Genomic DNA, 26,527 nt, shown 5'->3' with positions numbered 1-26,527 from the left:
GTTCGATCGAGTCCCGACTCGAAGGAGAAACACCGAAAACATGGCAAAGCAAATCCGATTCAACGAGGAAGCTCGCCGCGCCCTCGAGCGTGGAGTCGACAAACTCGCCGACGCGGTCAAGGTGACGCTCGGACCCCGTGGACGGCACGTTGTGCTGGCCAAGGCTTTCGGTGGCCCAACGGTCACCAATGACGGCGTCTCGATCGCCCGTGAGATCGACCTCGAAGACCCGTTCGAGAACCTGGGTGCCCAGCTCGTCAAGAGCGTCGCAACCAAGACCAACGACGTCGCAGGCGACGGAACCACGACAGCAACCGTGCTTGCACAGGCACTCGTTCGCGGTGGACTCAAGAACATCGCCGCCGGCGCGAATCCGATTGCACTCGGATCGGGAATCGCCAAGGCTGCCGACAAGGTTGCCGAAGCGCTGCGCGCTGCCGCGACTCCGGTCGAGGGCAAAGAGGCCATCGCTCAGGTTGCAACAGTGTCCTCACGCGACCCCGAGATCGGTGAACTGGTCGGCGAGGCACTCACCCGTGTCGGCTCCGACGGCGTGGTTACGGTGGAAGAGTCCTCGACGCTGAGCACTGAACTCGTGGTCACCGAAGGGGTGCAGTTCGACAAGGGCTACCTGTCGCCGTACTTCGTGACCGACCTCGATGCGCAGCAGGCTGTTCTCGAGGACGCATACATCCTGCTCTTCCGCGAGAAGATCACCTCCCTTCCCGACTTCCTTCCGCTGTTGGAGAAGGTCGCCGAGAGTGGCAAGCCACTACTGATCATCGCCGAGGACGTCGAGGGCGAAGTTCTCTCGACACTCGTGGTGAACTCCATCCGCAAGACCATCAAGGCCGTAGCCGTCAAGGCACCGTTCTTCGGTGATCGTCGCAAGGCGTTCCTCGACGACCTGGCAGTGGTGACGGCAGCACAGGTCATCACGGCTGACGTCGGCCTCAGCCTCAAGGAAGCAGGACTCGAGCTTCTCGGTCAGGCGCGTCGGGTTGTCGTCACCAAGGACGACACCACGATCGTCGACGGAGCAGGCACGCAGGTCGATATCGATGCACGCGTCGGACAGTTGCGTCGCGAGATCGAGAACACAGACTCGGACTGGGATCGGGAGAAGCTCGAGGAGCGCCTCGCGAAGCTGTCCGGTGGCATTGCGGTCATCAAGGTGGGCGCAGCGACCGAGACCGAACTCAAGGAACGCAAGTTCCGTGTCGACGACGCGGTCAATGCGGCCAAGGCCGCGGTCGAAGAAGGCATCGTTCCCGGTGGAGGGTCGGCACTGACGCAGGCTGCTCTTTCGCTCGTGGACGATCTCGGGCTGACGGGCGACGAGGCTACCGGTGTCGCAGTCATGCGTACGGCTCTGAATGCCCCGCTGTTCTGGATCGCAGCCAACGCTGGTGTCGACGGTTCCGTCGTGGTCAGCAAGGTTGCCGAGCTCCCCAAGGGCCACGGTTTCAATGCCGCGACCCTGACCTATGGAGATCTACTCGCCGACGGCGTGGTGGACCCGGTCAAGGTGACTCGCTCGGCCGTCGTCAATGCGGCCTCGGTCGCACGGATGATTCTGACGACCGAAAGTGCGATCGTCGAGAAGCCGGTCGACTACGAGGAGCCCGCAGGCGGGCACGGACACAACCACTGATCGACCCGCTGTACGAACAAACGCGATGGACCCCCTCCGAAACGGAGGGGGTCCATCGCGTTTGGCGCGAGTTCTTCGGCTACACCGCGATTCGACGGCGGTGGTGGCGGACGTGGGTGTCCCGCTCGTTCTCCGACATTCCGCCCCAGATTCCGTATGGTTCGGAAACGCTGAGCGCATGTGTACGACACTGTGCGAGTACGGGGCAACTGCGGCACATTTCCTTGGCGCGCGTCTCTCGCTGAGCGCGAGCGCGTCCTCGCTCCCCGTCCGGGTGGAAGAACATCGACGAGTCGACTCCACGGCAGAGGCCGTGCATCTGCCAGTCCCAGATGTCGGCATTGGGCCCAGGGAGGTGGTTCGGCTGTGGCATGACTACTCCTAGGGTGCAGGCTCGCGTTCTTATGAAGTCGGCGAGTGGGGGTAGAGCGGCAAGCGGGGATGGCATCGGTGTCGACTTGAACTTTCTTTACAAGGCCCGCGACAAGAACTGAGCATGATTGAAGTTCGGGTCGGTACGCGTTCACCGACCTTGTCGGAACATCCACAACGTTATGTGAGTCGAGGAAAACGAGTCAATAGTTTCTCACCGTGTCGATGTGCATAGGCAATCACGAAACTTTTACTTGTTGGTTATTTACTTCGGAACAATCTCGTGCATGGCGGTACGGTCGAAGAAGTTGCCGTGGCTGCAGCGCGACGGGTGAGTGTCCACACCCTCACCGGCGATGGAAGGTCGTGCACCCGGTGGGCCACTACGGGATCAGCAGAGAGTTGACCTGTGAATTCCGGCATCCTTGCTGGTAGACCGGCTGAGGTTGCGCTCGGTAAACGTGAGAGGCTCTCGCGAATCCGCGCCTGCGGACGATCAGGGGACAGTCGAGATCGAAACGCAGGTAGCGAACGAGTTGGTCTCGTACATATCCAGCACGTTCGCTAAGGCACTGGGTCTTTACCTGTGGCGCACAAAAGCGGTTTAACCTTCCGTTCACAAACGATCGGAATTATTCATGCATTCGTCGCCGGAGGAAATGTTAATTCTGTGAAACAAGTCGCGGAATAGTTCGAATTCGGTTTGCGAAACAAGTAAATGGTCGAGGTATCGGGAACAACGACGCATTCGCTCTGCTCGGTGGATCCCAATTTCGGACCATGTTGTTGCCCGAAGGTACTCTTGCTCGGTGCACCTGGCCGATACAGAACGTGTCCCGACGGCGGTCGATGTCCTGCAGTCGGCCGCCTTCGGGGCGAATCCCGGTCTGTGGCCGCTCCCGTCGGCGCACGACCCGACTTCGATGTGGCTCCGAGCGATTGCGCTGGGGGGACAGGGGCGCTATGCGCTGGGTCGCGCCGAACTGGACACGCTGGAGAACACACTCCCGGCGGGGCGCACGGTGCTCTCGCTTGCTGGATCGACACGCGCGTCGTGGTCGAGACAGATCGGTGATCACCGAACTGCAGAGCGATTCGACGGGCTCGCCATTGCTCTGGTGGGCGTGACCGGCGGAGTCGAATGCCCCTTGCTGGTCGAGGCGCGATGTGATGCGCTCACCGGGCTGGCCGCCGACGCACTGGGTTCGGGGCGATTCGCCTTGTCCTCGGCATTTCTCGACAGATGCAGTAGCACGCTCGCGCAGTACCCGAGCTGGGATCTGTGGCGACCACAGTTGAGACTTCGGTGGGTCATGGCAGAGCTGGCGATGTTCTCGGGCGACGGACCCGCGGCGGTGCGACACGCACTCGATGCACGCGAACGCGCAACCGATATCGTTTCGTTACGGCACCGAGTGAAGACCGATCTGGTCGCCGCCGCCGCATACAGCTCGGTGGGGGACCTCGACGGTGCTCGCGCGCTCGCCTATTCGGTGCTCGATGCCTGCTCGGAGATAGGACTCCTCCCTTTGCGTTGGGCGAGTGCCATGCTGGCGTACGGCATCGGGGAAGGGAGCGCCGCGGAGAAGGTCGTTGCCGAGAGTGCTGCACTTCTCGGCCGACGCGGTGGTGACGTTATCGCTGTGTGACAACGCGGACCGAGCGGTTCGATTATGAACGGGGAGGGTCGCTATCCTTACTAGGTTCCACCTGCGGGTGGGAGCGCCAGTCGATCCGGGCGGCGTCACTGTAACGCGGGGAATCCTTGAGCGATGAACAACACGGGTGAGGAGTTGGACTCCTTCGTCGTTGCTGCTGCGCAGGGCGAAAGAGCTGCGCTCTCCCGGGTATTGGAAATCATTCGTCCACTGGTCGTGCGGTATTGCCGCGCTCGAGTGGGGTCCGCCGAGCGTGGTCAACTCTCGGCAGACGACGTTGCGCAGGAGGTCTGCTTGGCCGTCATGACCGCCTTGCCTCGCTATCAGGATCAGGGCAGACCGTTCATGGCCTTCGTCTACGGCATTGCCGCTCACAAGGTTGCAGATGCACACCGAAGCGCATCACGTAACAAATCGGACCCAGCCGCCGAAGTACCAGATGTCGTCTCCACCGAACACGGACCCGAGCAGCGAGCTTTGGAATCCGAGTCGAGCCGACAGATGACTGCACTGCTGGGAACCCTCCCGGCGAAGCATCGCGAGATTCTCGTGCTTCGCCTTGTCGTCGGATTGTCGGCAGAGGAAACTGCGGCAGCAGTCGGGAGTACTGCAGGCGCTGTCCGCGTGGCTCAACATCGAGCCCTCGCGAAGTTGAAGAACGAAGTTGTGAAAGCGGGTGAAATGTATGGCTAGGAACAACGGCCGTGATGGCATTCCCCGTATCGGTCGACCCGACGGGTCGTCGTCTCCATCGCCCGGAAATGACCCGTACACCGATGCGGGTCCCGTCGACATCGCTGCAGTGCGTCGTGACGACCAGTTCATCGAGGCTCTCAGGAATGACGGTCCGGTCTCCACGGACAACGCAGACGAGTACCGCCTCGCGTTGCTTTTGGCCGGTTGGAGAGCCGAGGTCGTCTCGCCTGCGCTGCCCAGCGCCCCGAGCGTCGACGAAGTCGTTATCGCTGTCGAACAGGAGATCGCTGCCGCGGATCTGTCTCGGAGAAACTCCCGTCGGGGCCGGTCCAGTTTTCTACGTCCGATTGCGGGTGCTGCCGCAGCAATCGCTGTCGTGATGGGCGGGTTGGTCGTCTTCTCGTACAACTCCGCGCCGGGTGATCCGCTGTGGAGCGTCAAATCGGTAGTGTTCGCTCAGCAGGCGGATTCGACAGTGGCGCAGATCGATACGACATCCAAGTTGGAGCAGGCAGAGCAGTTGATTGCCGCCGGTGATGTCCAGGGCGCGCGCACCTTGCTCGACGGTGCGACTTCGACGACGGATTCGGTCACCGATCGAGCCCAGCGATCAGATCTCGAGATGTGGCTGCACCGTCTGATGGATCAATTACAAGCATTGATCCCGACGCTTCCCACGCTCCCGCCGTTTGCGCCACCCGCGACCGATTCGATCGTTCCGCTGCCGGAGAACATTCCTTCCGACATCCCTCCTATGCAGGTGCCGGCGCAGGAGCTTCCGCTTCCTCCGGTGCTGACGTCACCGGTCGAGGTTCCGCCACCGCCGCCACCGGTTTCTACTCCGACAGAACCGCCGACAACGTCGGCGCCGCCGGTCACCGAAACCCCGCCACCTTCGCCGACGATCGTGAAGGAACCGAGTCCCACCACGGCAGCTGCCAGTGGGTCGACCGGCGGGGGAGGCACCTCGCAGCAGCGCGTCGATACACTCGACGGCAGCTAGGTCCAATCGCAGACACGTCAGCACAGACGCCGGACACGACAAGAAGGGCCCGACACGAAGTTCTCGTGTCGGGCCTTTCTTCGTTGTTGTTGGAGTCGATCAGATTTCGGTGTAGGTCAGCTGTCGAACCCGTCGCTGTGCAGGGCATCGTTCATCGAGGCATCTGCGAAGCCGCGGCAGTAGTCCCACGTCACATACGCGTCCGGTACTGGGTCGTATGCGGGCTCGTGGGGTCGGACCGTACCGTCGACCAGCAGTTGGAGCAGGTTCGCTCTAAGCATGTCCCAGTCGTGGTAGTGGTCTTGCTGACAGTCTTCGCAGCACACGACGAGACCGCGAATACCGCGGTGGCCGAGCAGCGCTTCGTAGACGGCCAGATCAGCCAGATCCTCCTCGACGGCTAGCCGCTCCTGAGGATCCAACGGCTGTCCCGGCTCGATAGCGTCGAGGGCGGCCGATGGGTCGGCGGGGTCACCGGCGAACGGATCCGGAGGTAAACCTGGAGGCAATTGATCGCGCACGCCTCCACGGTACGCAGGACTGGTGGGTATGCGCCAGCCGTTCACGCTCGAGTCGCCGACAAACATGCTCGATTCGTCTGGTTTTGCCGATTCCGGCGAGGTTCGCAGAGCGTTCGGGGCGGCTTCACAGTGCGCGTTCACGCTGGCTGCGGGGAGCCGATACCATGGAACAAGGCGCCGCGGCCGAGCGCGCGCACGCATCATGTACTCCATCCGTTCTTTTTCCACACGCGTATCGCATATCGCGTCTCCCCGACGCGGCCCGATGCGCACCCAGGCTCTAGGGAGGGCCAGATCCACATGAGTAGTCCAGGAGCCCATGTCCGTACCGGTGGCGACGATCCCAACAAGGTCGCCATGCTCGGTCTCACCTTCGATGACGTCCTACTGCTGCCCGCCGCGTCGGACCTGATTCCGAGCGCAGTGGATACGTCGAGCCAGATAACCCGTGACATCAGACTTCGAGTTCCCCTCGTCAGCTCGGCGATGGATACCGTCACCGAGGCGCGCATGGCAATCGCCATGGCACGCGCAGGTGGCATGGGAGTGCTGCACCGCAACTTGTCGCTGCTGGACCAAGCCGCACAGGTGGAGACCGTCAAGCGTTCAGAGGCAGGCATGGTGACCGATCCGGTGACATGCAAGCCCACCGACACTCTCGCCGAAGTAGACGCGATGTGTGCGCGGTTCCGTATCTCCGGCCTGCCGGTGACCGACGAAACCGGCGCGCTGGTCGGCATCATCACCAACCGCGACATGCGTTTCGAGGTCGACCAGAATCGCCGAGTCGACGAGGTCATGACCAAAGCGCCACTCATCACCGCCCGCGAGGGCGTGACGGCGGACGCAGCCCTCGGGCTCCTTCGGCGTCACAAGATCGAGAAGCTACCGATCGTCGACGGCCAGGGTGCGCTCACCGGCTTGATCACGGTCAAGGATTTCGTCAAGACGGAACAGCATCCGTTCGCCACCAAGGATCGCGACGGTCGATTGCTTGTCGGTGCAGCGGTAGGCGTCGGTCAGGATGCATGGGCGCGCTCGATGGCGCTCTCCGATGCGGGTGTGGACGTACTCATAGTCGACACCGCTCACGGTCACAACTCTCAGGTCCTCGAGATGGTCAGCAAGCTCAAGGCCGAGATCGGTGAGCGCGTTCAGATCGTCGGCGGCAACATTGCCACTCGCGCGGGGGCACTTGCCTTGGTCGAAGCCGGAGCAGATGCGGTGAAGGTCGGGGTCGGACCCGGGTCGATCTGCACCACTCGCGTCGTCGCAGGCGTGGGCGCACCTCAGATCACGGCGATTCTCGAGGCAGTTGCAGTCTGCAAACCGCACGGCGTTCCTGTTATCGCCGATGGTGGGCTTCAGTTTTCCGGCGACATCGCCAAGGCCCTCGCGGCAGGCGCGTCGACCGCGATGCTCGGATCGCTTCTGGCAGGCACAGCCGAGTCGCCCGGTGAGCTCATTCTGGTCAACGGCAAGCAGTTCAAGAGCTACCGTGGGATGGGTTCGCTCGGGGCAATGCAGGGCCGTGGTGCAGCCAAGTCGTTCTCCAAGGATCGCTATTTCCAGGACGACGTGCTGGCCGAGGACAAGTTGGTTCCGGAGGGCATCGAAGGACGCGTGCCGTTCCGAGGGCCGTTGTCTCAGGTAATTCATCAGCTCACCGGTGGTTTGCGTGCAGCGATGGGTTACACCGGGTCCAACTCCATCGAGGAACTGCAGAACGCACAGTTCGTACAGATCACTGCTGCGGGTCTGAAGGAAAGCCACCCGCACGACATCACGATGACTGCGGAAGCTCCCAACTACACCACTCGGTGATGCGCTGCGCCGATCCGGCGTGCTGAAGCATTCACCTGTAACTCACGAGAAAGGGGCGCACCCGTGCGCGACCTCGTTGAAATCGGCATGGGCAGAGAAGCCCGGCGCACCTACCAGCTCGAGGACGTCGACATCGTGCCGTCCCGGCGCACACGGTCGTCGAAGGAGGTCTCGACGGCCTGGCAGCTCGACGCATACCGCTTCGACATTCCGGTGTTGGCTCACCCCACCGACGCTTTGGTGTCACCCGAATTCGCTATCGAACTCGGTAAACAGGGTGGGCTCGGTGTCATCAACGGCGAAGGTTTGTGGGCGCGGCATTCCGACGTCCAAGCGAAGATCGACGAGTTGGTTGCTATCGCTGGAAGCGATTTCGACGCCGATGCGCCGGTAGCGTTTCTGCAGAAGCTGCATGCGGCTCCACTGCAGCCGGAACTACTCGCAGCCGCCATCGCGCAGGTTCGTGCCTCGGGGGTGACGGTGGCAGTTCGGGTGAGTCCCCAGCGCGCGAGAAGCTTGACTCCTGCTCTGATTGCGGCCGGCATCGATCTTCTGGTGATTCAGGGCACGATCATTTCGGCCGAGCATGTTGCGCACAGTGACGACGAACCATTGAACCTCAAGACGTTCATCGCAGATCTCGACGTTCCCGTGATCGCAGGTGGCGTCAGCGACCATCGCACTGCGCTGCATCTGATGCGGACCGGTGCGGCGGGCGTGATCGTCGGGTACGGCTCTGTGGAGGGTGGCACGACGACCGGTGAGGTCCTGGGCATCGGAGTGCCGATGGCGACTGCGATCGCAGACGCCGCTGCTGCTCGGCGGGATTATCTCGACGAAACCGGCGGACGCTATGTCCACGTGATCGCCGACGGTGGCATCACCACTTCGGGTGGGTTGGCGAAGGCCATCGCGTGTGGAGCGGATGCCGCGGTGCTCGGGGCTCCACTCGCTGCCGCAGCGGAGGCTCCCGGTAGGGGTTGGTACTGGCCGTCGGCGGCTGCGCATCCGTCCATGCCTCGCGGTGCATTGTTGCCGGTTGCGGCAGGGGAGCGGCCGAGCCTCGATCAGGTGCTTCACGGGCCCTCGAGTGAGCCGTACGGTTCGATCAATCTTGTTGGTGGACTGCGTCGTTCGATGGCAAAGTCGGGCTATTCCGATTTGAAGGAGTTTCAGAAGGTGGGCCTGAACGTCAGAGGCTGAGCTTCGTCTCTTGCGGAAGGCGCGCACCCCGATTGTTGGGGTGCGCGCCTTTTGTGCATTCTCGGGTCGGCCCCGAAGATGGTGCTAACTGTAGTTACAGCTAAGGTGGCGAGTGTCAACTGTCACAGCCATGTGGTCAGTTCGCGCTTTCTGTCACCTACCATGTGGTTTCGATCACCTGGTAGGTGTGGCGGGTCGGCAAACGAGGCTGGTTGCGGTACGTACGAGGTGGAGGTCGAAAGATGCGAAAGACCGATTACGACGTTGTGATCGTTGGATCCGGTTTCGGTGGCAGCGTCACCGCGTTGCGGCTCGTGGAGAAGGGCTACAGCGTAGGCATTCTCGAAGCCGGTCGCCGGTACGAGGACAAGGATTTCGCGAAGACCAGCTGGGACCTCAAGCGTTTTCTGTGGGCGCCCAAGCTCGGGTGCTACGGCATTCAGCGTGTGCACTTGCTGCGTGACTGCCTGATCCTCGCGGGCGCGGGTGTCGGGGGCGGTTCACTCAACTACGCCAACACGCTCTACCAGCCGCCGGAGTCGTTCTTCAAAGACAAGCAGTGGGCCCACATCACCGACTGGAACAGTGAGCTCACCCCGTTCTACGACCAGGCCACTCGCATGCTCGGGGTCGTCCGCAACCCCCACATGACTCCTGCGGACGAGGTCATGAAGTCCGTCGCCGAGGACATGGGCGTAGGCGAGACCTTCATTCAGACTCCGGTCGGTGTGTTCTTCGGAGACGAGGCGGGCAAGAAGGTCGCCGATCCCTACTTCGGCGGTGTGGGGCCCGAGCGCACCGGCTGCATCGAGTGCGGCGAGTGCATGACCGGGTGCAGGCACGGGGCAAAGAACACACTTCTGAAGAACTACCTCGCGCTCGCGGAGCGCGCCGGAGTCGACATCATCCCCATGACAACCGTGAGCGGTCTTCGGTCGCTTCCGGACGGCACATGGGACGTCGCCACCGAGCGGACCGGAGCGTGGGTACGCAAGGATGCCAAGACGTACACCGCCGCCCACGTCGTAATGGCCGCCGGGACCTGGGGTACACAGAATCTGCTGCATCGAATGAAGGACGACGGCGCTTTGCCGTTGCTGTCGAGCACGCTCGGTGAGTTGACACGTACCAACTCCGAATCCATCGTCGGCGCAGCCAAGTTGAAGGTCGATCCGGCAATGGATCTGACGCGCGGCGTGGCCATCACGTCGTCGTTCCACCCGTCGCCGAACACGCACATCGAGCCCGTGCGTTACGGCAAGGGTTCCAACGCGATGGGATTGCTGCAGACCCTGATGACCGACGGGGGAGGACGTATCCCGCGGTGGCTGAAATTCCTCGTCACCGCGATCGCACATCCCCTCGACTTCGTGCGAATCGTCAGCGTCAAGAACTGGAGCGAGCGCACCATCATCGCGTTGGTGATGCAGAACCTCGACAACTCGATCACCACGTTCACCAAGCGCGGTCTGTTCGGACGCAAGGTCTCGAGCAGACAAGGCCACGGCGAGCCGAATCCGACGTGGATCCCCGAGGGCAACGATGCGACGCGTCGGGTAGCGAAGAAGATCGGCGGCGTTGCAGGCGGAACGTGGGGCGAGTTGTTCAACATCCCACTCACCGCCCACTTCCTCGGCGGCTGCGCGATCGCCTCGGATACCGAGCACGGAGTCATCGACCCGTACCAGCGCGTGTACGGCTACCCGACGATGAGCGTCGTCGACGGCTCGGCCGTCTCGGCCAACCTCGGAGTCAACCCGTCACTCACCATCACCGCGCAAGCGGAGCGGTCTGCCGCGTTGTGGCCGAACAAGGGCGAGCAGGATCTCCGTCCACGTCAGGGTGAGCCGTACCGACGGCTCGATCCCATCGCGCCTGTCAGCCCGGTTGTCCCCGTATCGGCGCCTGCGGCTTTGCGTCTGCCGATCGTGGAGATTCGATCATCGAAGACTGCCATGTCGGAAGGTGCGTGATCCTTCGCCGGGTCGTCCCGGTCGAGTGCTGCGTCGCTCTCCCGAGCCTGCCCACTAAGCTGATCGGGTGACCGCCACGCCGCAGCCTGATCCAGCCCAGCCCCGCCCCGTACTCGTCGTCGACTTCGGTGCTCAATACGCGCAGCTCATCGCGCGTCGAGTCCGTGAGGCGCACGTGTACTCGGAAGTGATCTCACATACGGCAACCGTCGAAGAGATCGCCGCCAAGAATCCGATTGCACTGGTGCTGTCCGGTGGCCCGTCGAGCGTGTACGCAGAAGATGCACCGGCGCTCGACGCCAAAGTCTTCGATCTCGATGTGCCCGTCTTCGGTATCTGCTACGGATTCCAGGCCATGGCGCAAGCTCTCGGCGGCACGGTTTCGCACACCGGGACCAGGGAGTACGGACGCACTCAACTCTCCGTCGACGGCGGAGTCCTGCACGACGGCCTGCCTGCGACGCAGCCGGTCTGGATGAGCCACGGTGACGCGGTCACCGAGGCGCCCGACGGATTCACTGTCACCGCAACCAGTGCCGGTGCGCCCGTAGCTGCGTTCGAGAACACGGAGAGGCGTCTTGCCGGGGTGCAGTATCACCCCGAGGTGATGCACTCGCCGCACGGCCAGCAAGTCCTCCGTCGATTCCTCTACGAGACAGCGGGAATCAAGCCCGAGTGGACGGCAGCCAATATCGCCGACGCACTCGTCGAACGCGTCCAGGAACAGGTCGGTGACAGTGGTCGCGCCATTTGTGGATTGTCGGGAGGCGTCGACTCCGCAGTGGCAGCAGCGCTGGTACAGCGCGCAATCGGCGACCGGCTGACCTGTGTGTTCGTCGATCACGGTCTGCTGCGCGAAGGCGAGCGTGAACAGGTTCAGCAGGATTTCGTTGCTGCCACCGGCGCCAAACTCGTCACAGTCGATGCTGTGGATACGTTCCTGGGTGCGCTCGAAGGAGTGTCCGACCCGGAGGAAAAGCGCAAGATCATCGGACGCGAGTTCATTCGCAGCTTCGAAGGCGCAGTGTCCGAGGTCCTCGGCGAGAACGCCGAGCAGGGGAGCGGCGTCGACTTCCTCGTGCAGGGAACGTTGTACCCCGACGTCGTCGAGTCCGGTGGCGGTTCCGGAACCGCGAACATCAAGAGCCATCACAATGTGGGCGGTCTACCCGACGATCTCCAGTTCACCCTCGTCGAACCGCTACGCGCGCTGTTCAAGGACGAGGTCAGGGCCGTGGGGCGTGAGCTGGGTCTGCCGGAGGATCTCGTCGCACGCCAGCCGTTCCCCGGGCCGGGACTTGCCATCCGCATCGTCGGTGAAATCACCCGCGACCGCCTCGCCACGCTCCGTCATGCCGATTCCATCGTGCGCGAGGAACTGACGATGGCAGATCTCGACAGCCAGATATGGCAGTGCCCGGTCGTGCTGCTCGCGGATGTGCGCAGCGTCGGCGTTCAGGGGGATGGTCGTACTTACGGCCATCCGATCGTTCTTCGGCCGGTGTCCAGCGAAGACGCAATGACTGCAGACTGGACGCGGTTGCCGTACGAGGTCCTGGAAACGATCTCGACCCGGGTGACCAACGAGGTACCGGAGGTCAACCGAGTCGTTCTCGATGTGACGAGCAAGCCGCCGGGCACCATCGAGTGGGAGTGAGAATGGTGCTACTGCTTACCTTTTCGTCCAGGGGCAAGTAGTAGCACCGTCCCCACCACGATCGCCGCCACCACGAATACCCAGCGGAACTGCACGGTGCCGAGCGTGACGAGCGCGCTCGGGCCGATCAATGCGCAGACGCTGACCATCGCTGCGGCAAGTCCGACGAGGAAAAGCAGAGCGGACGGCCGTGTTCGAGCGCGATTCTCCAGAGTGGTGTCGTCGTCGCTGTCGCCGTACTGCCAGGATTCAGCCACGGAGTACCTCCAGATTGCCGGCCCGTGCTGATCCTTCTATGGTCAGGATCGACGTGTTGTCGGGCGAATTGCCTTGCTGCACACCAGTGGGCCCGCACTTAGTGCTGGCCGCAACGGACGTGCAGTCGGTTCGGATGTTCATTCCATCGGGGACGGAAATCGTGGCGTTTCCTGCCGTGACGTCGACAGAGATCGTTCGGTCCTCGGTGAGGTCCAGACCTCGCAGGTCGAGTTGGAGATCGCCACCCTGCACGGTGTATTCGGATTGCAGATCTGCCATCGTCGTCGGTCGATACTGCTGTTGGCCCGCGTACTGGCTGTCGAAGGAGATGGGTCCGATTATCGACGCGAACACCACGAATGCCACCAACGGGCCGGTCACGACCAGGAGTCCGTAACCCTTTCGAAGGAACGCGCCGAGAATCAAGCCGGTCGCGACCACCGCGAGGGCGACTGCGGCGATCCGCGCCGGGGTGAGCCACATCGATTCGCTGCTTGCGGCAATGGCTCCGGTAAGAGCCGCAGCAAGCAAGGCGAGTCCGATGAAGCTCGATGTCCACCGTGAATGCTTCTTCTTCTCGATCATCTCGGGCGCAGTTGCTGCTGCGGGTTCGGGTAGGTCCCAGGCGAACGGAGCGACTCCGAGTGGATCCCACGAGGGAGGTATCGGTGGCTCGGAAAGATCCTGCAGGGGAGCGGATTTGGTGAGATCGACCCCCGTCGCCGGCGGTGGAGTGGGGAGATAGCTCTTGGGGAGCGTCGTGTACGGGGTGTACCCGCCTCGACCGGCGTCGTACTGCCCAGGGCGATGCTGCACTGCTCCCCAGGAGTTCTGCTGGGCGGAGGAGCTGTACGGCGGGGAGTTGTACGGCGGGGAGTTGTACGGCGGGGAGTTGTACGGCGTAGTGAACGAGATCGGAAAACTCGACTGTGGATAGGCAGAGGCTCCGCCTGGGGGATATGCGGTTGATCCGTCCGGGAGGAACTCCGGCGGCTCCGGACGACGCTGATGCAGAAGCCACAGGCCGCCGAGGAGAGCGAGCGTACTGACCAGACCTGAACCGTCGAGACCGAATCCGGCGGGACCGATCGTCGTGACGGCGATGATCAGCGCAACTACCAGAACGATCGTCTTCGTGCTGGTGCCCTTGCCGACCAGTGATTGTGCCGCAGAGGCGGAATCACCCGCTTTGCTCAACAGCAACCAGGCGGCGAGGTACAGAACGATTCCGGCGCCGCCGAAGATCGTCCCGACGACGAACGCGACGCGAACGAGAACAGGGTCGACGCCGTAGCGGTATCCGATGCCGGCCGCGACACCCGCGATATGGCCTCGCTGCGGCAACCGGTAAGGGCGGGTGCGCCACATCTGTTGGAGCTGCTCGGAGACGGTTGCGTTGCTCATGTAGACCATCGTGGCGGGTTGCTGTGTCGAGCACATCAGGGATAGCCCTGATATTCACGCCGGGGTAGGAATGAATTGGCCTTCGATGGGGGTTGTGCTTGACAGAAAGTCATTCGCATAACGAAGGAGTTCTCGAAGTGAAGATCGGAATTATCGGTGCAGGATTCATCGGTGGCACATTGACTCGGCGGCTCAGCGCGCTCGGGCACGAGGTTCGGGTATCGAACTCGAGATCTCCTGAGACTTTGTCCGAGCTGGCAGCCGAGACCGGCGCACAAGCAGTGTGGAGTTCCGAAGCGGCTCTCGATGCCGATCTGGTGATCGTGAGCATCCCGCAGAAAAACGTTCCCGACCTGGCCGCAGGCATCGTCGACACCGCCAAAGACGGTGCCCCGATCATCGAGACCAACAACTACTACCCTCAGCAACGTGACGGCCTTATCGCCGACATCGAGAACGGCAAGCCGGAAAGCGTCTGGGTAGCAGAGCATCTCGGCTCGCGCGGTGCCGATGTCATCAAGGTGTTCAACGGAATCTACTGGAAGCACCTCCTGGAGAAGGGGCAGCCGAAGAGTGCAGCAGGTCGGATCGCGCTCCCCATCGCCGGTGCAGACGGACCCGGCAAGGATTTGGTGTTCGACGTCGTCGAGCAGTTGGGCTTCGAACCCGTCGACGGCGGCGCGCTAGCGGATTCGTGGCGTCAGCATCCAGGTACACCCGTGTATGGAAAGGACTTCGATGCAGACGGCGTGAAGGCAGCGCTGGCGGAGGCAACGACCGAGCGGGCACCGGAATGGAGCGCCGCTACTGCCTAGAGATCAGGGGAGACCCTGATGCGCGGGATGGTCGATTCGTGCCAGGATCGAATCGTGCACCCTGTCGACCCGCCCGCTTCCACCGGAAGCTACGAACCCGCCAAGTTCCATCGGCGTGGCGGTGGACGCATAGTGGGCGGAGTCGCAGGCGGAGTTGCAGACCATCTCGGGGTGGACGTGTTCAAAGTCCGCGTTGCATTTGCATTGCTGGCGATCATGGCGGGGGCGGGAATCCTCGCGTACGGCCTCCTGTGGATTTTCAGCCCGGTCGGAACGGACGTGGATCGTCCGAGTAGCGACGAACGACAGCGGGCTTTGGGACTAGCCGCCATTGGGCTCGGGTTGGCTGCCGGGTTGGCGTGGCTGCTCGACGGAACTGCTGCGGCGGTCCTCGCCCCGATAGTGGTCGTCGTCGTCGGCGCGGCGCTGGTCTGGCGCGAATTCGATTCCGAGGGACCGCGTTCGATTCTCGGTATGCCGAAGAAGCCGACGGTACTCAGTTGGGCACGTGTGGTCGGCGGTGCAACGCTGATCGTCCTCGGACTCGGTGTAGTCGTGTTGGCTCGCGTCGACCTGGCCTCGGTGCGTTCGTCGTTGCTGGCAGTGATCGTCACTCTGGTCGGTGCCGCCTTGCTGACAGTTCCGGTCTGGCTGCGTATGTGGCGGGCGCTGAACGCCGAAAGGTCTGCTCGCATCCGCAACGACGAACGCGAAGAAATCGCCTCTCACCTGCACGACTCGGTGTTGCAGACACTGGCGCTGATACAGAAACAGTCGGATCATCCGCAGGAAGTTATGCGATTGGCACGCGGGCAGGAGCGCGAACTGCGCAAGTGGTTGTTCGAAGATCGCGACGCCGACCACACGAGCCTCGCCGATGCATTGAAGACGATCTCGGGTGAGGTCGAGGACCAGTACGGCGTCACGGTGCGTCCCATTACGGTCGGCGATGTGCAGCTGGCGCTCGAAGATTCCGATTCAGGCTTGCCCCGAGAGCATTTCACCGCGCTGCTCGGCGCGACTCGCGAGGCGCTGGTCAATGCTGCGAAGCATTCGGGCGAAGTCAACATCGACTTGTTCGCCGAGACCGAGCCCGAGCGGGTAACCGTGTTCGTTCGTGATCGCGGCAGCGGATTCGACGAGAACCTCGTAACGATGGATCGTCAGGGACTCGCCAAGTCGATTCGGGGAAGAATCGAGCGACGCGGCGGCGAAGTCTCGATACGCTCGAGCGTGGGGAAGGGAACCGAAGTTCGCATTCTCATGCCCCGCGAGCACCTCTCGACAACCTCTTCGAAGAACGGCCGGACCGAGCCGATACGCCAACCGACACCGCAGGAGCAGCCCAGGTGACCGACACCTTTCGTGTCTTTCTCGTCGACGATCATGCAGTGTTTCGTTCCGGGGTCCGCACCGAGCTGGGTCGGGAAAGCGACATCGAGGTCGTCGGTGAAGCGGGCGGGGTGGCCGACGCGGTCGCCGGCATCGAGTCGACGAAGCCCGATGTCGTGCTGCTCGACGTCCACATGCCAGATGGCGGCGGCGTCGCCGTTCTCGGACGCATCACCGCTGGTCCCGTCTGTCTGGCGTTGTCGGTCTCCGACGCAGCCGAAGATGTCATCGCTGTCATCCGTGCAGGTGCGCGTGGTTACGTCACGAAGACGATCTCGGGGTCCGAACTCGCCGATGGCGTACGACGCGTTGCCAGTGGAGATGCCGTGTTCTCCCCGCGTCTCGCGGGTTTCGTGCTCGACTCGTTCACGGGTAAGTCGAATGTCCCCGAACCGCCACTCGATCCGGAACTCGATTCGCTCACCCCTCGCGAGCTCGAAGTTCTGCGCCTATTGGCGCGCGGCTATACCTATCGAGAGATCGCCGAGGACCTGTTCATCTCGGTGAAGACTGTCGAGACGCATGCCTCGAACGTGCTACGCAAGACGCAGCAGTCCAATCGCAACGCGTTGACCAGGTGGGCGCATAAGCGACGTATCGATTGATTGTTTTTCAGAGTAGGGCGATGATCAGCACGATCACGAGTCCCACGGTGATGATCAACGCAGCAAGGACTGCCTCAGGCGGGACGTCGATCCGGTCGTCGACTATGTCGTCGATGCGATCGAGTACCACCTCGAGTGGGTTCTTCTTCCGCGGCGGATCGAATGGTGGTGGAGCGTACGGCGCCGGTGTCTGACCATCGGTTTGTTCGCTGAAACGAACGGCAGGCAGGCCGGCAATGGTGTTTCCGAATTCTCGCGAAGGGCGCCGCGATTCCGATACCGGGGTGGAGCGATGAGCCCAGGCCGGAACGACCCCGCTGGCCGAGGTTACCGGGACTCCGCGTAACCCGGCGATGTTTGCCCGGCCGCTGATCGCATGTCGAATGATCTCGTCGCGTGCCTGAGCCATGGTCGGTCTGCGAGCAGGATCGGGTTCGAGCATATGCAGCAATGGCTCGGTCAGGTCACCACATCGAGTGGGTGGAATTATCTGTCCCTTGGCCACGCGATGCAGCAGCGCAATGGAGTCCTGGTCGATGTCGAACGGCGGCTTGCCTTCGATCGCGGTATAGAGCGTCGCCCCGAGAGAGAAGACGTCACTTGCTTCGGTGGGATCCTGTCCCCGGGCCACTTCTGGAGCGAAATAGGCCGGAGTTCCGGTGATGACACTCGAATCCGACTCTTCGACATCACCTTTGGCGCGCGAGATGCCGAAGTCGCTGATCTTGACGATACCGAGGGTGCGTCCACGGTCGGCGATCAGGATGTTGCCCGGTTTGATGTCGCGATGGACGATACCGGCCTCGTGTGCTTCGGTGAGTGCGTCGGCGACCTGAGCGCCGATCTGCGCAACTTCGTACGGTGGCAGTGTTTCGGCGGTGTTGAGTGCCTGCGCGAGGCTCCTCGACGGCATGTATTCCATCACGAGCCAGGGCTCGCCGTCTTCGATCGCGACGTCGTGCATGGAAATGGCGTGCAGGCTCGACAGCCGCGCTGCGATTCTGCCTTCACGCATGGCTCGATTGCGCACTTCGCGTGCAGCGCGCTCACTGAGGCGGACAGTGGACGTGACCTGTTTGACGGCCACTTTCCGGTCGAGCAGCGTGTCCTGAGCGAGCCAGACCGCGCCCATTCCGCCCCCACCCAGCTTGTACGCGAGTCGGTACCTGCCTGCGAGTAGGAAGTCGGGTCCGACGACCCTGACGGTGCGCTGCTTCTCGGTCACGATCACAGGTTAGTTGACTATCGACGTCCCTGCCGACAGTGCTGTCGGCAGTTCGTTGGCGAGCCCTCCACCTGGGCTTTCGTATCCGTCTTGACGTGGATCGTCGCAGCGGCTTTACTGGATAGGAATTCGAAAATGTGTTCGAAGGGTAAGACTTCCCCGCTGCCCCGAGAGCTGGTTCGAGTGTACTTTTTTCGCCAATTTTCGGGGAGTACGCATGACTTTTTCTACCGGTGCTTCCATGAGTGCTACTGACTCGAGTGCTACCGACTCCTCGTTCGAGGTGTCCCAGTCCGAAGCGTCCCTGTCGGAGATGACGTTGTCCGAACGCGTCGAGCATCTGAGGCGACGCATGGCATCGGTTCCGGCACGTGGTGAGACCCGCTCCGTCCGGCAACCTATCGAACCCGTCATCCGGCCCCGCGTCGAGCCGGCATCATCTGTCCCGCGGGCGGTTGACCCTGTGCAAAGCAAAGCGGTACTGGCGGTCCCTCCTGCACTGGCAACCATGCTCCCGTACGGCGGTTTGGCTCGCGGGTCCGTCGCCGCGGTATCGGGTGCAGGTTCGCTGCTGCTCGGCATGGTGGCTGCGGTCACCGCGTCGGGTGGGCATGTCGCAGTGGTGGGACAACCGCGGTTCGGTTTGCTCGCTGCTGTCGAGATGGGCGCAGAACTGCGGAGATTGGCCGTCGTACCCGATCCGGGGGAGGACCCGGTCGAGGTAGCGGCAATTCTGTTGGACGGGCTCGACCTCGTCGTGCTCGGTCTCGGCGGTCGTTCGGTGCCTCCCTCGCGTGCGCGTGCGGTTGTCGCACGGGCACGCAGCAAAGGGGCGACGCTTCTGGTTACCGACGGCCACTGGGACGGCGTGGAGTTACGTCTGGATGCGGAGGTGCGCAGCTACAACGGATTCGGCACCGGAGTTCGCTCGGGGCGTGGGCGTTTACGGAATCTGCAGTTGGAGGTACGTGCGCAGGGCAAAGCGATGCGGCCGCGTAGTACGTGCTTCGATCTTCGCCTCGAGCGCGGCCGTATCGAATGGTCGGTCGCAGAGGTCGACAGTACGACAGGCAACGTAAGTGCCGAGACGGATCTTGCGGTCCTGGCATGAGCCGCGTCGTAGCGCTGTGGTGTCCGGACTGGCCTGCTGTCGCAGCTGCAGCGGTGGCCGATCTGCCTGCGACTCATCCTGTGGTGGTCACCTCGGCCAATCGAGTGATTGCATGCTCGGCACCGGCGCGAGCGGCAGGGGTCCGCCGAGGCTTACGTCGCCGTGAAGCACAGGCACGATGTCCGGATGTGTATGTGGCGACGGCAGATTCGGATAGGGATGGGCGCTTGTTCGAGCCGGTCGCAGCGGCCATCGATGCTGTCGCGCCAGGTGTGGAGGTGTTGCGTCCAGGGTTGTTGATTCTGAGTGCGCGTGGGGTGAGTCGATACTTCGGGTCGGAGCACAAGGCTGCCGAAAGATTGATCGATCAGGCTTCGGGTGCAGGGGTGGAATGCCAGATCGGAATCGCCGACGAGTTGACGACGGCCGTCATTGCAGCTCGTCATGCGGCAGTCGTCCCGCGGGGCGGTGCTGCGCGTTTTCTCTCTCCACTCCCGGTTGCCGAGCTGGCAGCGGAGCCGAGTCTTGCCGCCGCGGACCGTGGAGAGCTGATAGACCTGTTGCGTCGCTTGGGTTTACGAACTATCGGCGATTTCGCGGCGCTCATGCCAGGGGAGGTGGCATCCCGGTTCGGGTCCGATGCGGTTTTCGCTCACCGCAGTGCGCGAGGTGAGCCGGAGCGTCCACCGTCGGCGCGTGCGCTGCCACCCGATCTGAACGTGGAACACCGTTGCGACCCGCCCATCGATCGCGTCGACGCCGCTGCGTTCGCCGGCCGAGGTATGGCCGAGAAGCTGCACCGCACGCTTGCCGCGGCGGCCGTGGCCTGCACCCGCCTCCTCGTTCATGCTTCCACCGGAAACGGTGAGAATCTCTCACGTATCTGGCGGTGCGCCGAGCCGCTGACTCCGGAGGGAACAGCAGATCGAGTGCGGTGGCAATTGGACGGATGGCTCACCGGGCGCAGCGAGAGTCGGCCGACGGCAGGAATCATTCTTCTGAGGCTCGAACCGGTAGAGGTCGTTGCGGCAGGTGAGCTGCAGCTGGGCTTGTGGGGAAGTGTCGGTGACGAGGACGAGCGTGCTCGGCGGGCGCTGGTACGAGTGCAAGGTCTCCTCGGTGGTGATGCGGTCAAGGTCGGGGTACTCAGCGGGGGACGTGGGCCGGTGGAGCGAGTGACGCTTCGTTCACTCGGTGATGAGCTGGTTCCGCTGCTGGACCCCACTGCCCCGTGGCCGGGTCGGTTGCCACATCCGGCTCCTGCGGCAGTGATGCAGACACGCCCGGAGGTCGCTCTGGAAGACGAAGGTGGCAACGGTGTACACGTCACCGATCGAGGTGGTTTCGACACGGCACCCGTGGGGCTTCGGTGGGGTAGCAAGAAGTGGACCCTGCACGGATGGGCCGGCCCGTGGTCACTCGACGAGCGTTGGTGGGATCCGGTCGTGGGTGGTCTCGGTGCGCGTGTGCAGGTGCTTCTCGAGGAGAACCGCGCTCTGCTGTTGGTGTACGAGAGAAGTGTTTGGCGAGTCGAAGGCATCTACGAATGAGGTGGAAGAGAGCGCGGCTACTCTCGGGACTGTGAGTATCGACGTGGAATTACTCGATGTGGCCGGCGTCGACATCGCCTACCGAGATTTCGGTGGAGCCGATCCTGTTCCTACCGTGTTGGTGCACGGCATGGGCGGTGACAGCAGCACCTGGGACCGTTTCGCCGACGCACTTACCGATTCGGGTCGTCGGGTAGTCACGGTCGATCTGCGTGGACACGGACGCAGTGCACACGCCGACGACTACTCGTTCGACGCTTTCGGCGGCGATGTGTCGGCTGTGCTCGACCATCTCGGACTGGCACAGGTAGATCTGGTCGGGCATTCATTGGGCGCATACGCAGTGTCGGTGGTGGCGCAGGAGCGTCCCGCATCGGTTCGGTCCCTCGTTGTCGAGGAAATGCCTATTCCGATTCGGCCGGGAGATGCGCCACCGTCGCTCACCGGCCGCCTTCCCACCATCACCGAACTCTGGCACGCAGGCTCGAGCATCATCAGGCATCCCCGCGCTGCCTTCGCATTCGATCGTTCGATGACCAAACCTGCTCTGGCGCAGTTTCGCCGGCCCAACGCTCAGTGGTGGTCCCGGCTGCCGGACATCACTGCCTCGACACTCGTCCTTCGCGGCGGCCCGGGCGGGATGGTCGATGCCGGAAGACTCGCCATGCTCACCGGTGAGATCCGCTCGTGTCAGGTCGTTGCATTCGAGACCGGTCACAGTATCCATCGTGACGACTACAAAGCATTCGAGAGCGTCGTGCTCCCATTCCTGATGCGTGATCGAGTCTGATTCTCGCGCTCTAGTATCTGCAGATGGCACTTTCGGCGCAGGATCGTCCACTCATCGCTTGGACGATGATGTTCGTTGTCTCTCAAGCCAATATCGTGCGTCTGTTGGGGCCGGAAGGCCCTCGGGTCCTACAGATTCAGACATCCTGGTCGGCACTCCGATACCGGCAGGTCCTGGACAGCATGGACGCAGCCGCCACCGCTCGATTTCGGAGTCACTACTATCCTGATTTCGTCCATCCGGCGATCTACGCGATGGCTTTGCGTGCCGGGGCTTCGCGTCTGGGCGAACTCACCGACCTGACACCCACCACGGCGAAAGTGCTGGCCGTAGCTCCGATTCTGTCCGCGGCGGGTGACTACGTCGAGAACATCGCGGGTCTGTATCTGCTCGATCATCGCGAACAGATCACCGATTCGGTGGTTCGAGTCACGACGGCAGTCAGCGTTACCAAGTGGGTGCTCGCACTGGGAACTCTCGCGTACCTCGCCGGAGGGTTCGGTCGAGCAATCTCAGGTGTGGGTAAAGCCGGGCGTCACCAGTAGATACCCGGCACCAACCGGCTGATTCGACGCGCCAACTTGGCAACTCGTGCTCCCGGACGCGACGGGTCGTGTGGTGGCGACGTCGGCTGTACGAGCGAATGCTGTGCAGGTGCAACCTCGCCTTTGGACGCAGCGGAATCCGGGAAGCGACGATAGAACTGATGCATCGTGCGGTCCTTGATTTTCGGGGTGAAGATGCTGCCGACCTGACCGAGAGTGCCCAGTGGGGTGTCGATGCGCTTCGGCTTCCTGATGAGCGCCCGGATCACCATCGCTGCGGCTTTCTCCGGTGATACCACCGGGCCGGCATTGCTGGGACCTGTCGGGGTGATCATCGGGGTGGCCACCAGCGGCATGTGGATCGTGGTGAATGTTATTCCGTCGGAAAGCGTCTCGGCTGCGGCGACGTCGGCGAAACCGTCGAGTGCGGCCTTGCTGGCTACATAACCGGAGAATCGAGGAGCGTGAGCGAGCACTGCTGCGCTGCTGACGTTGACGATGTGACCGAAGCGACGTTCACGCATGTGCGGAAGCAGTGCCAGGACGAGGCGAACAGCGCCGAAGTAGTTGACAGCCATGGTGCGCTCGAAGTCGTGCAGTCGATCGGTGGAGCGGTACAACGATCGACGGATGGACCGGCCGGCGTTGTTGACCAGCATGTCCACGTGATCATGTTCGCTCAGAATAGTTTTCACGGTCTGCTCGACCGACTCGGTGTCCGTGATGTCGCAGGTGTATCCGAAGGCATCACCACCTCGAGCGCGAATGTTCGCCACGACGGAGTCGAGTTGTTCGGTACCGCGGGCAAGCAGAATGACGGTCGCACCTTTACGTGCTGCAGCTTCGGCACTGGCCTTTCCGATGCCGGAGGATCCGCCGGTGATGATGACGTGTCTTCCGAAGAGCGGGCCGCGAGGATCGTCGCGCCGTGCGCGGTTCGGGTCCAGGTGCGCCCGCCAGTGCTGCCACAGGCGGTCTGCGTAGGTCGCCAGCGGTGGTGGGGTGATTCCGCTGCCAGACAGTGCTTTCTGGGTCGCTGCCGAGTCGAAGGTCGTCGGCAAGGTGAGATGTTCGAGCACTACCGGCGGTATGCCGAATCTGTCCAGGAGAGTGTTGCGGCCGGTGCGGACGATGTTGGTCTTGGGTGCTACGACGGCGGCAGCAACGGCCCCGGGAATGTCGATGACCCTCGCTTTCGAACCCGCGGCCTCGGAGAATGCGCGATACACCTCGTGCATCGACTGCGCTTGCGTATTGACCAGGTGGAAGACTCGCTGATCGTCCTCGCCTCGGTGGATCAATTCCACGATCGCAGCGGCGACGTAATCGACCGGCACCAGATTGGTGGCCCCGATCTTCGGAACCGTGATGGGAAGCGCAGTAGGCAGTGTGGCCAACGCGGCGAAAAGGGGGAAGAAGAAGTATGGGCCGTCGATCTTGTCGATCGCCCCGGTTTCGGAGTGCCCCAGCACGACCGACGGTCGATAGACGCGCCAATCGACCAAGGATTCGCGCACGATCTTCTCGGATTGGAACTTGGTGCGGTGGTACGGGGTTGGGAAGCCCTGTCCTTTGTCGAAGTCGTCTTCGGTGAACGTGCCTGCGTAATCTCCGGCAACGGCGATCGAGGAGATGTGGTGCAACCGGGCACCGGTCCGCTCGGCCAGTGCCACCACCGCGCGGGTGCCCTCGATGTTGGTCGATGCTTGTTCGTCACCGGCGGTCATGTCGTAGATGGCGCCCAGGTGAACGATGTGGTCGATGCCGTCCGGGATGACATCCAATCCGAGATCGGGTTCGGTGAGATCTCCGATCAACGGGTGAATCCGGGTCTTGTCGGCGAGCATGTCGACCTGCCGTTCGAGTTTCCCGATCGACTTCTGGCGAACCAATACGTGTATGTCGGCCGCTGGGTCGCGCTCGAGCAACAGCGGGATCAGATTTTGCCCGAGGAAACCCGTACCGCCGGTGACAATGTAGTTCGACATGGACACAACTTACTCTGAAGTAAGTTGCCGGGCCAGGTCGGTAGAGCCCACGAGGGTGACCGGCGGCGGCGCTCAGTGACCGATGCCTACCTTCTCGTGCACCTTCTTCATCCACACCGGAGCCCACCAGTTCGCTTCACCCATCAACTTCACCAGCGACGGGACGAGCAGCATGCGGATGATCGTGGCATCGACGATGAGCGCGAGAATCATGCCGAACCCCAGGAACCGCATGATCGACAATTCGGAGATGGTGAACGCGCCGGTGACGATGATGAGGATGAGCGCGGCCGCTGTCACGATCCTTCCGGTGCGCTGGGCGCCGATGACGACCGCCTCCTCTGTCGATGCCCCGTCTGCTCGCGCCTCGACCATGCGCGACATCAAGAACACTTCGTAGTCGGTCGACAGGCCGAAGACCACTGCCAGGATGAGGACCACGAAGGTCGCCTCCAGCGGCGCGGGCGTCACCCCGAGAAGATCGGCGCCATGTCCTTCCTGGAATACCCAGGTGAGCACTCCGAACGTCGCGCCCAGGCTGAGTCCCGCCATGAGGACTGCCTTGATCGGCAACACGATCGATCCGAATGCCAGGAAGAGCAAGATGAGCGTCGAGACGACCATGATCGCAATCATGACCGGAAGCCACGCGGCGATCGCCGCATTGCCGTCGTCGACGAGTGCCCGTGCGCCACCGACGAGCAACTCGGTGCCATCCGGTGGCGTCATCGAGCGCAGCCCTGCCACCGCGGCACTGGCTGCATCGGCTTCGGTGCGACCGTCGCTCGGTTCACTGAAGATTGCTTCCAGAGCGACGATATCGTCTGTGGATCCGATGAACGACACTCGAGCGATGCCGTCGACGGATTCTGCTCGACGGGTGATGTCGGCTATCGGAGCACCCTGGGGTTTGGCTCCATCGAGGCCCCGGAGCACGACTGTTGCGCTCTCACCCGAAGATTGGAACTCGGTGCCGAGGGTCTCGACGGCGACGCGAGCGGGATCGTCCTTGGGGAGCGCGGTGTAGTCGACCTCGCCGAGTGCGACCTTCAGTATCGGAGCGGACAGTACGAGAAGTCCGGCGATGATCACTGCCGCTACGATGCCTGGCTTGCGCATCACCCGGGTCACGACGCCGCCCCAGAACTTCTGGGCGCGCGCCTCACCTCGATCAGACGCGGTCCTGCTCCACGTCAGAGAATTGATGCGTGGTCCGAGGATCGCCAGCAACGCGGGCACCGCTGTCAATGAAAGGATTGCGGCGCTGGCTACAGCGGCCATGGCCCCGAAACCGAGCGACTTGATCACTGGTTGTGGGAAGACGAGCATGCCGGCAAAGGCGCAGATCAGCAGCAAGCCCGAGAAGACGATCGTTCGGCCTGCCGTCAGAACTGTACGAATTGCTGCATCGGTCGGTGTTGCACCGTCGCGCATTTCTTCTCGATATCGACTGACGATGAAGAGCCCGTAGTCGATGGCGAGCCCGAGACCCAGAAGTGATGCGACGTTGATGGAGAACGAGCTGACTTCCGTGAACGAGGTAAGGGCTCGCAGGATTGCCAACGCGCTCAGGACGCTCAGGATGCCGACGAAGACCGGGACGGCGGCCGCGACGACGCCACCGAAGATCACGATCAGCAGAACGAGCGTGATGGGGATGGCGATGGCTTCCGAGCGAACCAGATCTTTCTGGAGAGTTTGGCTGAAGGAGACCCCGACCACGGACCCACCGGCGAACTGGGAGGTGACACCCGGTACCTCGAGCTGCGGTGGGATCTCTCCGAACGTGGCGAAGGTGATGCCGGAGTCGGGGCCGAGGGTGACCGTCGCGAGTGCCTTCGTTCGGTCTTTCGAGACCAGGAATTGTTTAGTCCCGGTATCGGCAGTCCAGTAGGAGGTGACGTTCTCGACTGCGTACTTGTTCTGGAAGGCGTCGAGTACTGCCGTGACGTCCGGGGCGATGTCGTCGATGCTCTTGCCTTCGGGCGCGGTGTAGATGGCGACGATGTCGGGGGTTTGCTGCCCCAATCCTGCGACGAGCTCCGATACCTCCGCAGCTTCGCTACCGGGGTCGATGAAGCCGCCCTCGCTGAGCTTGCCGAAGACGCCGAGTCCCCATATGCCGCTCAGTGCTACGACCACCACCGCGATGGAGAGCACCCATCGCTTGTGGGAGACGACGAACGAGGCCCAACGATTCACGTTTTTCTCCGGCTCTTTCGGCTGCTGTATGTCACGGCGAGCCTAACTGCCTCGTGAGAGAGATTGATTTGTGTCGTAGCC

The 26,527-nt window shown here is 62.6% G+C and carries 22 protein-coding genes; 15 read left to right on the top strand and 7 right to left on the bottom strand.

Going from position 1 to position 26,527, the window contains the following annotated elements:
- Positions 1 to 40 precede the first annotated feature (40 nt).
- Positions 41 to 1,654: a chaperonin GroEL gene (gene groL / locus H2510_RS04070; RefSeq protein WP_186626997.1), complete on the top strand. Its 1,614-nt coding sequence runs from the start codon at positions 41 to 43 to the stop codon at positions 1,652 to 1,654.
- Between the two features lie 79 nt (positions 1,655 to 1,733).
- Here groL and H2510_RS04065 read toward each other — a convergent pair whose 3' ends face one another.
- Positions 1,734 to 2,027: a WhiB family transcriptional regulator gene (locus H2510_RS04065; RefSeq protein ID WP_186626996.1), complete on the bottom strand. Its 294-nt coding sequence runs from the start codon at positions 2,025 to 2,027 to the stop codon at positions 1,734 to 1,736.
- A gap of 808 nt (positions 2,028 to 2,835) precedes the next feature.
- Between H2510_RS04065 and H2510_RS04060 the strand changes: the two genes are divergently transcribed.
- From H2510_RS04060 to H2510_RS04050, 3 genes are all read left to right on the top strand, one after another.
- The gene (locus H2510_RS04060) at positions 2,836 to 3,675 is read left to right on the top strand and encodes a hypothetical protein (RefSeq protein WP_315901211.1); all 840 of its coding nucleotides are present in this window, start codon (positions 2,836 to 2,838) and stop codon (positions 3,673 to 3,675) included.
- A 123-nt stretch (positions 3,676 to 3,798) separates the two neighbouring features.
- The gene (locus tag H2510_RS04055; RefSeq protein ID WP_084348435.1) at positions 3,799 to 4,377 is read left to right on the top strand and encodes a sigma-70 family RNA polymerase sigma factor; all 579 of its coding nucleotides are present in this window, start codon (positions 3,799 to 3,801) and stop codon (positions 4,375 to 4,377) included.
- Positions 4,370 to 5,383, top strand: coding sequence for an anti-sigma-D factor RsdA (locus H2510_RS04050; RefSeq protein WP_186626995.1), 1,014 nt, complete (start codon positions 4,370 to 4,372; stop codon positions 5,381 to 5,383). The genes H2510_RS04055 and H2510_RS04050 overlap by 8 nt, the downstream gene beginning before the upstream one ends.
- Before the next feature lie 116 nt (positions 5,384 to 5,499).
- Here H2510_RS04050 and H2510_RS04045 read toward each other — a convergent pair whose 3' ends face one another.
- Complete coding sequence (locus tag H2510_RS04045) at positions 5,500 to 5,904, bottom strand: DUF5319 domain-containing protein (RefSeq protein WP_084348502.1); 405 nt, start codon at positions 5,902 to 5,904, stop codon at positions 5,500 to 5,502.
- Positions 5,905 to 6,204: 300 nt separating this feature from the next.
- On the opposite strand from H2510_RS04045, the gene guaB reads away from it, so the two are divergent.
- The 4 genes from guaB to guaA all read left to right on the top strand — a co-directional run bounded on the left by guaB (position 6,205) and on the right by guaA (position 12,561).
- The gene (gene guaB / locus H2510_RS04040; RefSeq protein WP_176224708.1) at positions 6,205 to 7,728 is read left to right on the top strand and encodes an IMP dehydrogenase; all 1,524 of its coding nucleotides are present in this window, start codon (positions 6,205 to 6,207) and stop codon (positions 7,726 to 7,728) included.
- A 63-nt stretch (positions 7,729 to 7,791) separates the two neighbouring features.
- Entirely contained in the window at positions 7,792 to 8,931 is a 1,140-nt protein-coding gene (locus H2510_RS04035; protein ID WP_186626994.1) for a GuaB3 family IMP dehydrogenase-related protein, read from the top strand.
- Between the two features lie 242 nt (positions 8,932 to 9,173).
- On the top strand, positions 9,174 to 10,904 hold the full coding sequence (locus H2510_RS04030; RefSeq protein WP_186626993.1) for a GMC oxidoreductase: 1,731 nt from the start codon (positions 9,174 to 9,176) through the stop codon (positions 10,902 to 10,904).
- Between the two features lie 67 nt (positions 10,905 to 10,971).
- Positions 10,972 to 12,561: a glutamine-hydrolyzing GMP synthase gene (guaA, locus tag H2510_RS04025; RefSeq protein WP_186626992.1), complete on the top strand. Its 1,590-nt coding sequence runs from the start codon at positions 10,972 to 10,974 to the stop codon at positions 12,559 to 12,561.
- A gap of 8 nt (positions 12,562 to 12,569) precedes the next feature.
- On the opposite strand, the gene H2510_RS04020 is transcribed toward guaA, so the two are convergent.
- Both H2510_RS04020 and H2510_RS04015 read right to left on the bottom strand, forming a co-directional pair.
- A complete protein-coding gene (locus tag H2510_RS04020) occupies positions 12,570 to 12,818 on the bottom strand; it encodes a hypothetical protein (RefSeq protein WP_136169533.1) in 249 nt (82 codons plus the stop codon).
- Entirely contained in the window at positions 12,811 to 14,223 is a 1,413-nt protein-coding gene (locus H2510_RS04015) for a PspC domain-containing protein (protein ID WP_261392686.1), read from the bottom strand. Before H2510_RS04015 ends, H2510_RS04020 begins: the two co-directional genes overlap by 8 nt.
- Positions 14,224 to 14,360: 137 nt before the next feature.
- On the opposite strand from H2510_RS04015, the gene H2510_RS04010 reads away from it, so the two are divergent.
- Genes H2510_RS04010 through H2510_RS04000 form a run of 3 tightly spaced genes read left to right on the top strand, consistent with a single transcriptional unit; the run spans position 14,361 to position 17,035 of the window.
- Entirely contained in the window at positions 14,361 to 15,038 is a 678-nt protein-coding gene (locus H2510_RS04010; RefSeq protein WP_397517314.1) for an NADPH-dependent F420 reductase, read from the top strand.
- A gap of 18 nt (positions 15,039 to 15,056) precedes the next feature.
- The gene (locus tag H2510_RS04005; protein WP_261392685.1) at positions 15,057 to 16,391 is read left to right on the top strand and encodes an ATP-binding protein; all 1,335 of its coding nucleotides are present in this window, start codon (positions 15,057 to 15,059) and stop codon (positions 16,389 to 16,391) included.
- Positions 16,388 to 17,035 (top strand): response regulator transcription factor, encoded by a 648-nt coding sequence (locus H2510_RS04000; protein WP_186626990.1) that lies wholly within the window; start codon positions 16,388 to 16,390, stop codon positions 17,033 to 17,035. Before H2510_RS04005 ends, H2510_RS04000 begins: the two co-directional genes overlap by 4 nt.
- Positions 17,036 to 17,042: 7 nt before the next feature.
- On the opposite strand, the gene H2510_RS03995 is transcribed toward H2510_RS04000, so the two are convergent.
- Entirely contained in the window at positions 17,043 to 18,260 is a 1,218-nt protein-coding gene (locus H2510_RS03995) for a serine/threonine-protein kinase (protein WP_186626989.1), read from the bottom strand.
- Between the two features lie 241 nt (positions 18,261 to 18,501).
- On the opposite strand from H2510_RS03995, the gene H2510_RS03990 reads away from it, so the two are divergent.
- The 4 genes from H2510_RS03990 to H2510_RS03975 are packed head-to-tail and all read left to right on the top strand — an operon-like array spanning position 18,502 to position 22,256.
- The gene (locus H2510_RS03990; protein ID WP_261392684.1) at positions 18,502 to 19,371 is read left to right on the top strand and encodes a hypothetical protein; all 870 of its coding nucleotides are present in this window, start codon (positions 18,502 to 18,504) and stop codon (positions 19,369 to 19,371) included.
- Positions 19,368 to 20,921 (top strand): DNA polymerase Y family protein, encoded by a 1,554-nt coding sequence (locus H2510_RS03985; protein ID WP_186626988.1) that lies wholly within the window; start codon positions 19,368 to 19,370, stop codon positions 20,919 to 20,921. The genes H2510_RS03990 and H2510_RS03985 overlap by 4 nt, the downstream gene beginning before the upstream one ends.
- 31 nt (positions 20,922 to 20,952) lie before the next feature.
- A complete protein-coding gene (locus H2510_RS03980; RefSeq protein ID WP_315901209.1) occupies positions 20,953 to 21,711 on the top strand; it encodes an alpha/beta hydrolase in 759 nt (252 codons plus the stop codon).
- A 23-nt stretch (positions 21,712 to 21,734) separates the two neighbouring features.
- Positions 21,735 to 22,256, top strand: coding sequence for a hypothetical protein (locus H2510_RS03975; RefSeq protein WP_186626987.1), 522 nt, complete (start codon positions 21,735 to 21,737; stop codon positions 22,254 to 22,256).
- Here H2510_RS03975 and H2510_RS03970 read toward each other — a convergent pair.
- Together H2510_RS03970 and H2510_RS03965 are read right to left on the bottom strand one after the other, a co-directional pair.
- A complete protein-coding gene (locus tag H2510_RS03970; protein ID WP_186626986.1) occupies positions 22,247 to 24,244 on the bottom strand; it encodes an SDR family oxidoreductase in 1,998 nt (665 codons plus the stop codon). The genes H2510_RS03975 and H2510_RS03970 overlap by 10 nt on opposite strands.
- Before the next feature lie 72 nt (positions 24,245 to 24,316).
- On the bottom strand, positions 24,317 to 26,446 hold the full coding sequence (locus H2510_RS03965; protein WP_186626985.1) for an MMPL family transporter: 2,130 nt from the start codon (positions 26,444 to 26,446) through the stop codon (positions 24,317 to 24,319).
- Positions 26,447 to 26,527 lie beyond the last annotated feature (81 nt).

It is taken from the genome of Rhodococcus sp. BP22, from assembly GCF_014281965.1.
In the GTDB taxonomy this organism is placed as follows: Bacteria; Actinomycetota; Actinomycetes; order Mycobacteriales; family Mycobacteriaceae; genus Rhodococcoides.
The sequence above is the reverse complement of the archived record's forward strand: the minus strand, read 5'-3'. Positions and strand labels throughout refer to the sequence as shown.

Excerpts from the sequence above, each read along its gene's own strand:
- groL (WP_186626997.1), top strand. The coding sequence starts at position 41 with ATGGCAAAGCAAATCCGATTCAACGAGGAAGCTCGCCGCGCCCTCGAG.
- H2510_RS04065 (WP_186626996.1), bottom strand. The coding sequence starts at position 2,027 with ATGCCACAGCCGAACCACCTCCCTGGGCCCAATGCCGACATCTGGGAC.
- H2510_RS04055 (WP_084348435.1), top strand. The coding sequence starts at position 3,799 with ATGAACAACACGGGTGAGGAGTTGGACTCCTTCGTCGTTGCTGCTGCG.
- H2510_RS04050 (WP_186626995.1), top strand. The coding sequence starts at position 4,370 with ATGGCTAGGAACAACGGCCGTGATGGCATTCCCCGTATCGGTCGACCC.
- guaB (WP_176224708.1), top strand. The coding sequence starts at position 6,205 with ATGAGTAGTCCAGGAGCCCATGTCCGTACCGGTGGCGACGATCCCAAC.
- H2510_RS04030 (WP_186626993.1), top strand. The coding sequence starts at position 9,174 with ATGCGAAAGACCGATTACGACGTTGTGATCGTTGGATCCGGTTTCGGT.
- H2510_RS04015 (WP_261392686.1), bottom strand. The coding sequence starts at position 14,223 with ATGAGCAACGCAACCGTCTCCGAGCAGCTCCAACAGATGTGGCGCACC.
- H2510_RS04005 (WP_261392685.1), top strand. The coding sequence starts at position 15,057 with ATGCGCGGGATGGTCGATTCGTGCCAGGATCGAATCGTGCACCCTGTC.
- H2510_RS03990 (WP_261392684.1), top strand. The coding sequence starts at position 18,502 with ATGAGTGCTACTGACTCGAGTGCTACCGACTCCTCGTTCGAGGTGTCC.
- H2510_RS03985 (WP_186626988.1), top strand. The coding sequence starts at position 19,368 with ATGAGCCGCGTCGTAGCGCTGTGGTGTCCGGACTGGCCTGCTGTCGCA.
- H2510_RS03975 (WP_186626987.1), top strand. The coding sequence starts at position 21,735 with ATGGCACTTTCGGCGCAGGATCGTCCACTCATCGCTTGGACGATGATG.
- H2510_RS03970 (WP_186626986.1), bottom strand. The coding sequence starts at position 24,244 with ATGTCGAACTACATTGTCACCGGCGGTACGGGTTTCCTCGGGCAAAAT.